The 12,914-nt window shown below is 53.1% G+C and carries 13 protein-coding genes; 9 read left to right on the top strand and 4 right to left on the bottom strand.

Translation table 11 applies throughout. The annotated features are described in order from the left end of the window. Nucleotides 1–75: 75 nt before the first annotated feature. Both caiA and caiT read right to left on the bottom strand, forming a co-directional pair. Complete coding sequence (caiA, locus tag IB196_RS18760; protein WP_005124373.1) at nt 76–1,218, bottom strand: crotonobetainyl-CoA dehydrogenase; 1,143 nt, start codon at nt 1,216–1,218, stop codon at nt 76–78. 34 nt (nt 1,219–1,252) lie between these two features. Next, entirely contained in the window at nt 1,253–2,770 is a 1,518-nt protein-coding gene (caiT, locus tag IB196_RS18755; RefSeq protein WP_040230170.1) for an L-carnitine/gamma-butyrobetaine antiporter, read from the bottom strand. A 480-nt stretch (nt 2,771–3,250) separates the two neighbouring features. On the opposite strand from caiT, the gene IB196_RS18750 reads away from it, so the two are divergent. The 9 genes from IB196_RS18750 (at nt 3,251) to folA (ending at nt 11,580) form a co-directional block, all read left to right on the top strand. Further along, complete coding sequence (locus IB196_RS18750) at nt 3,251–4,021, top strand: electron transfer flavoprotein FixA (protein ID WP_188232449.1); 771 nt, start codon at nt 3,251–3,253, stop codon at nt 4,019–4,021. Between the two features lie 15 nt (nt 4,022–4,036). Further along, the gene (locus IB196_RS18745; protein ID WP_188232450.1) at nt 4,037–4,978 is read left to right on the top strand and encodes an electron transfer flavoprotein subunit alpha/FixB family protein; all 942 of its coding nucleotides are present in this window, start codon (nt 4,037–4,039) and stop codon (nt 4,976–4,978) included. A gap of 48 nt (nt 4,979–5,026) precedes the next feature. Continuing rightward, nucleotides 5,027–6,313 (top strand): FAD-dependent oxidoreductase, encoded by a 1,287-nt coding sequence (locus IB196_RS18740; RefSeq protein ID WP_188232451.1) that lies wholly within the window; start codon nt 5,027–5,029, stop codon nt 6,311–6,313. After that, nucleotides 6,310–6,597 (top strand): ferredoxin-like protein FixX, encoded by a 288-nt coding sequence (gene fixX, locus IB196_RS18735; protein WP_000203736.1) that lies wholly within the window; start codon nt 6,310–6,312, stop codon nt 6,595–6,597. The genes IB196_RS18740 and fixX overlap by 4 nt, the downstream gene beginning before the upstream one ends. A 147-nt stretch (nt 6,598–6,744) precedes the next feature. Next, nucleotides 6,745–8,088, top strand: coding sequence for an MFS transporter (locus IB196_RS18730; protein ID WP_005124490.1), 1,344 nt, complete (start codon nt 6,745–6,747; stop codon nt 8,086–8,088). 91 nt (nt 8,089–8,179) lie between these two features. After that, the gene (locus IB196_RS18725; RefSeq protein WP_005124493.1) at nt 8,180–8,413 is read left to right on the top strand and encodes a YgdI/YgdR family lipoprotein; all 234 of its coding nucleotides are present in this window, start codon (nt 8,180–8,182) and stop codon (nt 8,411–8,413) included. Between the two features lie 103 nt (nt 8,414–8,516). After that, nucleotides 8,517–9,047 (top strand): glutathione-regulated potassium-efflux system oxidoreductase KefF, encoded by a 531-nt coding sequence (gene kefF / locus IB196_RS18720; RefSeq protein ID WP_040230164.1) that lies wholly within the window; start codon nt 8,517–8,519, stop codon nt 9,045–9,047. After that, nucleotides 9,040–10,902 carry a glutathione-regulated potassium-efflux system protein KefC gene (gene kefC, locus IB196_RS18715; protein ID WP_155021514.1) on the top strand — a complete coding sequence of 621 codons (1,863 nt, stop codon included), beginning with the start codon at nt 9,040–9,042 and terminating at the stop codon, nt 10,900–10,902. The genes kefF and kefC overlap by 8 nt, the downstream gene beginning before the upstream one ends. Before the next feature lie 198 nt (nt 10,903–11,100). After that, nucleotides 11,101–11,580, top strand: coding sequence for a type 3 dihydrofolate reductase (gene folA, locus IB196_RS18710; RefSeq protein ID WP_003018873.1), 480 nt, complete (start codon nt 11,101–11,103; stop codon nt 11,578–11,580). Between the two features lie 96 nt (nt 11,581–11,676). Here folA and apaH read toward each other — a convergent pair whose 3' ends face one another. Together apaH and apaG are read right to left on the bottom strand one after the other, a co-directional pair. Beyond that, on the bottom strand, nt 11,677–12,525 hold the full coding sequence (gene apaH, locus IB196_RS18705; protein WP_149691200.1) for a bis(5'-nucleosyl)-tetraphosphatase (symmetrical) ApaH: 849 nt from the start codon (nt 12,523–12,525) through the stop codon (nt 11,677–11,679). A gap of 10 nt (nt 12,526–12,535) precedes the next feature. After that, on the bottom strand, nt 12,536–12,913 hold the full coding sequence (gene apaG, locus IB196_RS18700) for a Co2+/Mg2+ efflux protein ApaG (protein WP_003018867.1): 378 nt from the start codon (nt 12,911–12,913) through the stop codon (nt 12,536–12,538). Nucleotide 12,914: the final 1 nt, after the last annotated feature.

Below are 12,914 nucleotides of genomic sequence, written 5' to 3'. Positions count from 1 at the left end.
CGGATAAGCACAGCGCCATCCGGCATAATTGCCTGATGGCGACGCGAGCGTCTTATCAGGCCTACAAGGGGTCGATTAACGGTATTGCTTGAGCACCGCACGACCCAACGTCAGGATCTGCATTTCGTCAGAACCACCGGAAACGCGGTCAACGCGCAGGTCACGCCAGAAGCGCGTGATGCGATGGTTACCCGCGATTCCCACGCCACCCAGCACCTGCATGGCGGTATCTACCACTTCAAATGCCGCGTTGGCGCAGAAGTATTTGCACATGGCCGCATCGCCCGAGGTAATGGTGCCGTTATCCGCTTTCCATGCAGCTTCCAGTAGCATGTTTTTCATGGAGTTCAGTTTGATCGCCATATGCGCAAACTTCTCCTGAATCAGCTGGAAACGGCCGATAGCTTCGCCAAACTGCACGCGCTGATTGGCGTAGCGCGCGGCGTCTTCAAACGCGCACATTGCCGTACCGTAGTTGGTCAGTGCAACGAGGAAGCGTTCATGGTCAAACTCTTCTTTCACGCGGTTGAAACCATTACCTTCCCGACCGAACATGTCTTTCTCGTCCAGCTCAACGTCGTCAAAGGTGATTTCACAGCAGCTATCCATACGCAGACCGAGTTTCTCCAGTTTGTTGACCTTGATACCCGCTTTGCTCATGTCAACGAACCACTCGGTATAAACAGGTTTATCCGGCGATGCGCCATCTCTCGCCATCACCACGATGTACGGGGTATAGGCGCTACTGGTGATAAAGCACTTACTGCCATTAAGATAAACCTTACCATTTTTACGTGTATAAGTGGTTTTCAGGCTGCCAACATCCGATCCCGCTCCCGGCTCGGTGATTGCAGAGTTCCACATCTGCTTACCGGTTCCCTGGAACGCCATGATTTTATCGATTTGTTCCTGAGTCCCTTCACGCAGGAAGGTGTTAAAACCCCCCGGTAACTGGTACAGCACATAGGTTGGCGCGCCGAGGCGGCCGAGTTCCATCCAGACGGCGGCCACGGTGACAAATCCCGCTTCCAGTCCACCGTGTTCTTCCGGAATCAACAGGCTATCGATGCCCATATCCGCCAGCGCTTTCACAAAACGCTCAGGGTAGACGCTGTCGCGATCGCACTCGGCAAAATAAGCTTCCCAGTTCTCACTGGCCATCAGTTCACGAATACCGGCGACAAACAGCTCCTGCTCGTCATTTAAGTTGAAATCCATCTTTCAGCCTCTTGATCAATTGAGTTAATGAGAATTACTTGTCTTTCCAGTGCACTTTGGCGTCTTTAATAAAGGACAGCGTCACCATGATGTTGACGAAGAACAACGGGCATCCTCCGGCGATAATCGCCGTCTGGATGGGCTTCAGCCCGCCCAGCGCCAGCAGAACGATGCCGATGACGCCGACCAGAACGGACCAACCGATACGCACCAACAACGGAGGTTCTTCACCATCACGGACTTCGCGACAGGTGGACATCGCCAGGGTGTAAGAGCAGGCGTTAATCAGCGTGACGGTGGCAATAAAGCAAAGGATGAAGAAGCCCCACATGGTGGCGGTGCTAAATGGCAAGGCGGCCCAGGTTTCGATAATGGCGCGCGCCACACCGTGCTGTTCAATCAGCTGTGGGATGTTGAGAATGTTTTTATCCATCAGCAGCAGGGTATTGCTGCCAAGGACTGTCCACAGGATCCAGGTGGAGGCGGTCAGGCCCAGCACCATCCCGAAGCACAGTTCACGTACGGTACGACCACGAGAAATACGCGCCAGGAAGATGCTCATCTGGATGGCGTAAATGACCCACCATGCCCAGTAGAAAACAGTCCAGCCCTGCGGGAAGCCGCCTTTGCCGATGGCATCGGTATAGAACAGCATACGCGGCAGATACATCAGCAGCATGCCGACCGAGTCGGTGAAGTAGTTCATGATGAAGCTGGCGCCGCTGACGATAAACACCCAGCCCAGCATCAGGAAGCTCAGGTAGCTACGCACGTCGCTGGCGATCCTGACCCCTTTTTGCAGGCCACAAGCCACGCAAATGGCGTTCAGAATGATCCAGCAGGTAATGATGATGGCATCTAATTGCAGCGTATGCGGAATACCGAACAGCCATTGCATACACTCGGTTACCAGCGGCGTCGCCAGACCGAGGCTGGTACCCATTGCAAAAATCAGCGCCACCAGGTAGAAGTTATCAACGATGGTGCCGAACAGCCCTTTCGCATGCTTTTCGCCCACTAACGGTACCAGCGTGGAACTGGGACGGATGACGTCCATCTTGCGCACAAAGAAGAAGTAGGCGAAGGCAACGGAGAGGAAGCTATAGGTTGCCCACGGCAACGGCCCCCAGTGGAACAGGCTGTACGCCAGGCCTATTTCTTTCGCACCTGTAGAGTTAGGGGCGAGAGCAAAGGGGGGAGTAGAGATATAGTAGTAGATCTCGATGGAACCCCAGAACAGCACTGCGGCGGATGTACAGGAAGCGAACATCATAAAGATCCAGCTGGCGGTACTAAACTCCGGTTTTTCGTCGCCTAATTTCTTTTTGGCATATGGGCCAAAAACCAGCCAGAACCAGCCAAAAAGCATGACGACCATATACCATTCGAATGCCCAACCCCAGACATTGGTGACATAACTGAATACCGCATTAATAACGACGTTAGCGGCATCAAGATCTCTTACTGTTAGCCAGCAAAGTATTCCAACTATTATTAATGGCGGAAAAAAAACCTTCGGTTCAATTCCCGACTTTCTCTTTTCATTTTTCATGAGTGAATTCCAGTGTGAAAACGAAATTTATTTAGCGAGCCCGTGCATGATCTTTTGTTTATTTGTTATTAATGATTTGTTGATAACTTTTAACCTCTGGGAACGCCTCAGTGAGTAACTCATAATGAGTATTCATTTCGGGCGATTCTGTTACCTGTGTCACACTTTTCTACGCTGGTTAATTCGCTTGGATATTCTGTATTTTTTGTTACTTATCAATATGTTGTTTGTGGTTTTTTAACTTTTTTAAATGACTGACGTTCAATATTGTTGAACCCGCAGACAATATTGAAAATTTTCATATTTGACGTAATTCTTTCAATATTGGTGAGGTACGTAACACTATTGAAAGTTACGAATTTCAATGTGTGACATTTTCAATATTGGTGATTAAGGTTTTATTTCCGAATTAAAGAGCGTGATATCTGTATTTAACACCGCCGATATAAATACGTTTCCTTCATGATTTCTGGAGATGCAATGAAGATAATTACTTGCTACAAATGCGTACCTGATGAACAGGATATTGCGATTAATAATGCTGATGGTTCGCTCGATTTCAGCAAAGCGGATGGCAAAATCAGCCAGTACGACCTGAATGCGATCGAAGCGGCTTGTCAGTTAAAACAACAGGCAGGCGAGGCCCAGGTTGTGGCCATGAGCGTCGGCGGCAAAGCGCTGACCAATGCAAAAGGGCGCAAAGATGTGCTTTCCCGTGGCCCTGATGAACTGATTGTTGTCATTGACGATCAATTTGAACAGGCGCTGCCGCAACAAACTGCCACTGCGCTGGCTGCCGCCGCGCAAAAAGCCGGTTTCGATCTGATTATCTGTGGTGACGGTTCTTCCGATCTCTATGCGCAGCAGGTTGGTCTGCTGGTGGGCGAAGCGCTGAACGTTCCCACGATTAATGGCGTGAGTAAAATCCTCTCTCTTACCGATAGCACGCTGACGGTAGAGCGTGAACTGGAAGATGAAGTCGAAACACTGAGCATCCCGCTGCCAGCGGTGATCGCGGTCTCAACGGATATCAACACCCCACAAATCCCTTCCATGAAAGCCATTCTTGGCGCGGCGAAAAAACCGGTTCAGGTTTGGTCGCCTGCAGACATTGGGCTGAACAGCGTGCAGGCGTATTCCGCACAGCAGGTTGCTGCGCCGAAACAGCGCGAGCGTCAGCGCGTTGTGATTGAAGGTGACGGTGAAGAACAGATTGCCGCGTTTGTCGAGAATCTTCGCAAAATCATTTAATTATCAGGGGATGTTATGAACAAGTTTTCCAGTGTCTGGGTATTCAGCGATACCCCTTCTCGTCTGCCGGAACTGATGAGTGGTGCGCAGGCTTTAGGTGAAAAAGTTAACACATTCGTACTGAGTGACGCTGATAGCGCGATGGCATTCCAGCTAGGTGCGGATCATGCCTGGTTGCTCAGCGGTAAGCCAGAAGATCGCATGATGGAGGATTACGCTGGGGTAATGGCTGAGACGATTCTTCAGCACAGTGAGGGCGGCGCAGTGCTGCTGCCGAACACGCGTCGGGGCAAGCTGTTGGCGGCAAAACTGGGTTTTCGTTTGTCAGCGGCAGTCTCAAATGACGCCAGCGCAGTCGCCGTGCAGGATGGAAAAGCGGCGGTCAAACATATGGTTTACGGCGGCCTGGCGATAGGGGCAGAAACCATCGCTTCGCCGTTTGCCGTGGTAACGCTCAGCAGCGGAACGTTTGACGCGCAGCAACCGGATAGCACCCGCAGCGGCGAAATGCATACCGTGCAATGGCAGGCTCCGGCCATTGCCGTAACGCGTACGGCAACTCAGGCGCGTCAGAGCAACAGCGTTGATCTCGATAAAGCCCGTCTGGTGGTCAGCGTGGGACGCGGTATCGGCAGCAAAGAAAATATCTCGCTGGCCGAAGCGCTGTGCCAGACGATTGGCGCTGAGCTGGCCTGTTCCCGTCCGGTGGCGGAAAACGAGAAGTGGATGGAGCACGAACGCTACGTCGGTATCTCCAACCTGATGCTCAAGCCTGAACTGTATCTGGCGGTGGGGATCTCCGGGCAGATCCAACATATGGTCGGCGCCAACGGCGCACAGACGATTTTCGCCATTAACAAAGATAAAAATGCGCCGATTTTCCAGTATGCGGATTACGGCATCGTTGGTGATGCGCTGAAGATCCTGCCTGCGCTGACGGCGGCCTTAGCGCGTTAAACCATTCGGGCAGGATGCGAAGGTGTCCTGCCGCTGACAGGAGTACATATGTCCGAAGATATCTTTGATGCCATCATCGTGGGTGCAGGTCTGGCTGGTTCGGTTGCGGCGCTGGTGCTGGCTCGGGAAGGCGCACAGGTGCTGGTTATCGAGCGCGGCAATTCTGCTGGCGCGAAGAATGTCACCGGTGGGCGCATGTATGCGCATAGCCTGGAGCGCATTATCCCAGGTTTTGCAGAGCAAGCCCCGATTGAACGCGTGATTACCCACGAAAAACTCGCCTTTATGACCGACAAAGGGGCGATGACCATCGACTATTGCAATGGTGAAGAGGCCGCATTGTCGCAGGTTTCTTATTCCGTCTTACGCAGCAAATTTGACGCCTGGCTGATGGAACAGGCCGAAGAGGCGGGAGCTCAGCTCATCACCGGTATTCGCGTGGATAACGTTGTGCAGCGCGAGGGTAAAGTCGTGGGCGTGGAAGCCGATGGCGATATTCTGGAAGCCAAAGTCGTGATCCTTGCTGATGGCGTAAATTCTCTGTTGGCGGAAAAGCTGGGCATGGCAAAGCGCGTCGAGGCATCACATGTTGCCGTCGGTGTAAAAGAGCTGATCGAATTGCCAAAATCAGTGATTGAAGATCGTTTCCAGTTACAGGGGAACGAAGGCGCAGCCTGTTTGTTTGCCGGATCGCCAACCGATGGATTGATGGGCGGTGGCTTTCTCTATACGAATGAAACAACCCTTTCTCTGGGGCTGGTCTGCGGCCTTCATCATCTGAAAGACGCGAAAAAATCGGTCCCGCAAATGCTGGAAGATTTCAAACAGCATCCGGCGGTTGCCCCGCTGATCGCCGGTGGCAAGCTGGTGGAATATGCCGCGCACGTCGTACCGGAAGCCGGTATCAACATGCAGCCAGAACTGGTGGGTGATGGCGTACTGATTGCTGGTGACGCAGCCGGAATGTGTATGAACCTCGGCTTTACCATTCGCGGTATGGATCTCGCCATTTCCGCAGGCGAAGCGGCGGCGAAAACGGTGCTTTCAGCCATGAAGCGCGACGACTTTAGCAAGCAGTCACTGGGTGAATACCGTCAGCATCTGGACGATGGCCCGATGCGCGATATGCGTATGTACCAGAAGCTGCCTGCTTTTCTTGATAACCCGCGCATGTTTACCGCCTATCCCGAAATGGCGGTCAGTATCGCGCGCGACCTGTTCACCGTGGATGGTTCCGCCCCAGTGCCAATGCGTAAAAAAATCCTGCGCCATGTGAAGAAAGTGGGCTTCATCAACCTGATGAAAGATGGCCTGAAAGGAGTGACCGTATTATGACATCTCCCGTCAATGTGGACGTCAAACTGGGCGTCAATAAGTTCAATGTCGATGAAGACAGCCCACATATCATTCTCAAAACCGATCCTGATAAACAGGCGCTGGAGGTGCTGATTAAGGCCTGCCCGGCTGGACTGTATAAAAAGCAGGACGACGGCAGCGTACGTTTTGATTACGCCGGGTGCCTGGAGTGTGGGACGTGTCGAATTCTTGGACTCGATACGGCGCTGGAGAAATGGGAATACCCGCGTGGGACGTTTGGCGTAGAGTTCCGCTACGGCTAATAAGTACCAGGTTGTGCACCCGTAGGCCGGATAAGATGCGGTAGCGTCGCCATCCGGCAATCATGTGGCGCCAATGCCGGATGGCGGCGTAAATGCCTTATCCGGCCTACAGATGACGCTTTGCCCGTGTTGAAACAGGAAGTCGCTATGCAGCAGCCCAGGAACTTTGATGACATCAAATTTACCTCTATTCACCGCCGGATAATGCTGTGGGGCAGCGGTGGGCCATTCCTGGATGGGTATGTGCTGGTGATGATTGGCGTGGCGCTGGAACAGCTCACGCCAGCGTTGAAACTGGATGCCGAGTGGATTGGTCTGCTGGGGGCCGGTACGCTCGCCGGTCTGTTTGTCGGGACGTCGCTGTTTGGCTACATTTCTGATAAGGTCGGACGCCGCAAAATGTTTATCATCGATATTATCGCCATTGGCGTGATATCGGCGGCAACCATGTTTGTCTCCTCGCCCGTTGAGTTGTTAGTGATGCGGGTGCTAATCGGGGTGGTGATCGGCGCTGATTACCCGATCGCGACCTCGATGATTACCGAGTTCTCCAATACCCGTCAGCGCGCTTTCTCCATCGGTTTTATCGCCGCGATGTGGTATGTCGGTGCCACCTGTGCCGATTTGGTCGGCTACTGGTTGTATGATGTTGAGGGCGGGTGGCGTTGGATGCTCGGCAGCGCGGTGATCCCCTGCATTTTGATCCTGATTGGGCGTTTCGATCTTCCTGAATCGCCACGCTGGCTGTTGCGAAAAGGTCGGGTGAAAGAGTGCGAGGAGATGATGATCAAACTGTTTGGCGAACCGGTGGTGTTCGACGAAGAAGCGCCGCAGGAAACGCGCTTTCTCCAGTTGTTTAATCGCCGACACTTCCCGTTTGTCCTGTTTGTTGCCGCCATCTGGACCTGCCAGGTGATTCCGATGTTTGCCATTTACACCTTTGGTCCGCAGATTGTTGGCTTGCTGGGCCTTGGTGTTGGAAAAAGCGCCGCATTGGGCAATGTGGTAATCAGCCTGTGCTTTATGCTGGGATGTATTCCTCCCATGTTCTGGCTCAATAGCGCGGGCCGTCGACCGCTGTTGATTGGCAGCTTTATTATGATGACGCTGGCGCTGGCCGTGCTGGGGCTAATCCCTGATATGGGTGCATGGCTGGTGGTGTTGGCGTTTGCCGTGTACGCGTTTTTCTCAGGGGGCCCCGGAAATCTGCAGTGGCTATACCCTAACGAACTGTTCCCCACCGATATTCGTGCCTCTGCCGTCGGGGTGATTATGTCGTTAAGCCGTATCGGCACCATTGTTTCAACCTGGGCGCTGCCGGTATTCATCACCAAATACGGTATCAGCAATGTCATGCTGATGGGCGCGGGAATTTCGCTGGTTGGCCTGCTCGTTTCCATCGCTTTCGCCCCGGAAACGCGAGGTCTGACGTTGGCGCAAACCAGCCAAATGACGATTCGTAGTAAGCCGGTGGTCAGGGCAGGCTATTAGGAGTGTTCTGTATTTTCCCTGCAACTCAGTCAGTTAGACTACAGTTAACCGGGTATATCACTGAAAATGACTGAAAAGCAGGGAGAACACCATGCAAAAACATATCCTGATCACCTCTATTTTTACCGCCGCAGCACTGTTTACGGTAGCCGGTTGCTCCTCAAACCAGGCGGTCAAAACCACCGATGGTAAAACCATCGTCACCGACGGCAAACCGCAGGTTGATGACGATACCGGCCTGGTGTCATACAAAAATGCCGAAACCGGTAAGACGGAACAGATTAACCGCGATCAGGTTAAGGATATGAGCGAGCTGGACAACTAACTCAGATTTTTCCATTTATCTACTCAATAATATTGGCTGTTAGCCTGTGGATTAAGTGACTAAACTCACTGTTATTACAATAATGCAGTGACACAGGCTAATCATGATTCTCATCATTTATGCGCATCCCTATCCGCAGCATTCGCATGCGAATAAGCGGATGCTTGAACAGGCAAGGACGCTGGAGGGGGTGGAGGTTCGTTCGCTCTATGAACTCTATCCCGATTTCAATATCGATATCGCCGCAGAACAGGACGCGCTGTCACGTGCTAGTCTGATTATCTGGCAACATCCCATGCAATGGTACAGCACTCCTCCGTTACTCAAATTGTGGATGGATAAGGTCCTCTCCCACGGCTGGGCGTATGGTCACGGCGGTACCGCGCTGCATGGCAAACACCTGATGTGGGCAGTAACCACCGGCGGCGGCGAAAACCACTTTGATATCGGCTCCCATCCTGGTTTTGACGTGCTTTCCCAACCTTTGCAGGCCACGGCATTATATTGCGGTCTCAAATGGCTGCCGCCGTTTGCGATGCACTGTACGTTTATCTGTGATGACGAAACGCTGCAGGCGCAGGCGCGCCACTATAAACAACGTCTGATGGAATGGCAGGAGGAACACCATGGATAGCCATACGCTGATACAGGCGCTGATTTATCTCGGATCGGCGGCGCTGATTGTCCCCATCGCCGTGCGGCTGGGGCTAGGGTCGGTACTGGGGTATCTCATCGCCGGGTGCATCATTGGTCCGTGGGGCTTAAGACTGGTGACGGATGCCGAATCAATTCTGCATTTTGCGGAGATCGGCGTGGTGCTGATGCTGTTTGTCATCGGCCTGGAGCTGGATCCGCAACGTTTGTGGAAACTGCGGGCTTCGGTGTTCGGCGGCGGCGCGCTACAGATGGTAGTTTGCGGCGGTTTGATTGGTTTGTTCTGTATGTTCCTCGGCCTGCGCTGGCAGGTGGCGGAGCTGATTGGCATGACGCTGGCGCTTTCCTCGACGGCCATCGCGATGCAGGCGATGAATGAACGCAACCTGATGGTGTCGCAACTGGGGCGTAGCGCATTTGCCGTACTGCTGTTCCAGGATATCGCAGCCATTCCTCTGGTGGCAATGATCCCCTTACTTGCAGCGAGCGGTGCATCGACCACGCTGGGGGCATTTGCATTGTCTGCTCTTAAGGTAGCGGGCGCGCTGGTGCTGGTGGTGCTGTTAGGGCGTTATGTCACCCGTCCTGCCTTGCGTTTTGTTGCGCGCTCTGGCCTGCGGGAAGTGTTCAGCGCCGTCGCGCTGTTCCTCGTTTTCGGTTTTGGTCTGCTCCTGGAAGAGGTTGGCCTGTCGATGGCGATGGGGGCGTTTCTGGCTGGCGTGCTGCTGGCGAGCTCAGAGTATCGCCACGCGCTGGAAAGCGATATTGAGCCGTTTAAAGGGCTGCTGCTGGGGCTGTTTTTCATCGGCGTGGGGATGTCTATCGACTTCGGTACGCTGATTGATAATCCTTTGCGCATTATCATTCTGCTGGTTGGTTTCCTGGTGATTAAAACCGTCATGCTGTGGCTGATAGCGAAACCGTTGCAGGTGCCGAACAAGCAGCGCCGCTGGTTTGCCGTATTGTTAGGGCAGGGCAGTGAGTTTGCCTTTGTGGTGTTTGGCGCGGCGCAAATGGCAAATGTGCTCGATCCTGACTGGGCGAAAGCGCTGACGCTGGCGGTCGCGCTGTCGATGGCGGCGACACCGATTTTACTGGTTGTCCTGACGCGTCTGGAAAAATCGGCTACCGGTGAAGAACGTGAAGCGGATGAAATTGATGAAGAACAACCGCGGGTAATCATCGCTGGATTTGGGCGATTTGGCCAGATAACCGGTCGTCTGTTGTTGTCGAGTGGGGTCAAAATGGTGGTTCTTGATCATGACCCGGACCATATCGAAACGCTGCGTAAATTCGGGATGAAGGTTTTCTATGGCGATGCGACCCGGATGGATCTGCTGGAATCTGCGGGAGCAGCCAAAGCGGAAGTGATCATTAATGCCATCGACGATCCGCAAACCAGCCTGCAACTGACCGAGATGGTGAAAGATCACTTCCCGCATTTGCAAATTATTGCCCGTGCGCGCGATGTGGATCACTACATCCGTCTGCGCCAGGCCGGGGTGGACATGCCGGAACGTGAAACCTTTGAAGGCGCATTAAAAACCGGGCGACTGGCGTTGGAAAGTCTAGGGCTTGGGCGCTATGAGGCACGTGAGCGGGCGGACGTATTCCGCCGATTCAATACCATGATGGTAGAGGAGATGGTGAAAGGGGAAAATGACGCGATTTCCCGTGCAGCGGTTTATAAGCGCACCAGTGCAATGCTGAGTGAAATTATTGCCGAAGATCGTCAGCACTTATCATTGATTCAACGCCATGGCTGGCAAGGCACGGATGAAGGTAAACATACGGGCGACGTCGCCGATGAGCCGGAAGTGAAACCGTCAGCATAGGGTAAAAAATGTGATGTTCTGCAAACTTTACTGCTAATTGGCTGTTTTTGAACTACTGTAATGCTGGGAGTCCACTCAGAAGTCGCGGACTCACCAGCAGAACAGAAAATTTTCCTGCACATCTTCCTTTGGCTAGTCGACGAAAGATTGCGCTTTCCGTATAGTGGCGACAATTTTTTTGTATCCGGGAAATATTCAATGATCAGTCTGATTGCGGCGTTAGCGGTAGATCGCGTCATCGGTATGGAAAACGCCATGCCGTGGAACCTCCCTGCCGATCTCGCCTGGTTTAAACGTAATACCTTAAACAAGCCGGTTGTCATGGGACGCCACACCTGGGAATCCATCGGGCGACCGTTACCTGGGCGTAAAAATATCGTCATCAGCAGCAAGCCTGGCACTGACGATCGTGTGCAGTGGGTGAAGTCTGTTGATGAAGCCATTGCGGCCTGCGGCGATGAACCAGAGATTATGGTGATTGGCGGTGGGCGCGTGTATGAGCAGTTCCTGCCAAAAGCGCAGAAGCTGTATCTGACGCATATCGATGCTGAAGTCGAAGGGGATACCCATTTCCCGGACTACGAACCGGATGACTGGGAGTCAGTGTTCAGTGAATTCCACGATGCCGACGCGCAAAACTCCCACAGCTATTGCTTCGAGATTCTGGAACGTCGTTAATACTGTAAGTGCCGGATGGCGGCAAAACGCCTTATCCGGCCTACTCTTGTACCCGATGTAGGCCTGATAAGCGTAGCGCCATCAGGCATAAATCTATCAGGCGTTGACCGCTTCGCCGGGATCCATATTCAAATGGCGATTTGATGGCTGCACAAAGTAGCGTTTGTCTTCCCAGCGCAGACAGGTGAGATCGCCTCCCCAGCAACACCCCGTATCCAGCGCGTAAATACCTTCTGGCGTGCCTTTGCCCTCCAGCGATGCCCAGTGCCCGAATGCAATGCTATAGGCGTCACTGACGGGGCCAGGAATGGCAAACCACGGCTTCAGCGGGGCTGGCGCGTCTTCTGGCGACTCTTTGCTGTACATATCCAGTTGACCGTTGGGGAAGCAGTAACGCATGCGTGTAAAGGCGTTGGTAATAAAACGCAGGCGCGCTAGCCCGGTCAGCTCCGGGGTCCAGTTGTTTGGCATGTCACCGTACATTGCATCGAGGAAAAACGGATACGAGTCGCTCGACAACACGGCTTCAACATCGCGTGCACAGTCTTTCGCGGTCTGCAAATCCCATTGAGGGGTAATGCCAGCGTGCGCCATGACCAGTTTTTTCTCTTCGTCTACCTGCAGCAACGGCTGACGACGAAGCCAGTTGATTAATTCGTCAGCATCCGGCGCTTCGAGCAGCGATGTGACTCTGTCTTTTGGTTTATTACGACTGATGCCGGCAAACACGGCCAGCAGGTGTAAATCGTGATTACCCAATACCAGGCGCACGCTGTCGCCCAGCGATTTAACGTAGCGTAAAACGTCTAACGAACCCGGCCCACGCGCGACCAGATCGCCGGTGAGCCATAAGGTGTCTTGTGCGGGATTAAAGTCTACCTGGTGCAGCAAGGCTACCAGTTCATCGTAACAACCGTGAACGTCGCCAATGAGGTATGTTGCCATAGCTATTGTTTTAATGAATGAGTGTTGGAACGGCGAGTCGGAACACGGGAATGTCGATGGTAAAGGCGATCCCTTGTTCATCGATCATTTCGTAATGACCCTGCATGGTGCCCAGCGGCGTTTCAATAACGGCGCCGCTGGTGTACTGGTACTCTTCGCCAGGTTCGATGTGTGGCTGAACGCCAACCACACCTTCACCCTGAACTTCGGTTTCGCGCCCATGACCATTGGTTATCAACCAATAACGTCCCAACAGCTGCACTGGCGCTCGCCCCAAATTGCGGATAGTCACGGTATAAGCAAAAACGTAACGTTCATCATCAGGTGAGGATTGCGCCTCAATGTAGACGCTTTGTACCTGAATGCACACTCGGGGCGAATTGATCATG

The organism is Citrobacter sp. C6_1, assembly GCF_014596835.2.
Lineage (GTDB): Bacteria > Pseudomonadota > Gammaproteobacteria > Enterobacterales > Enterobacteriaceae > Citrobacter > Citrobacter pasteurii.
This window is presented reverse-complemented; position numbering and strand designations above follow the sequence as displayed.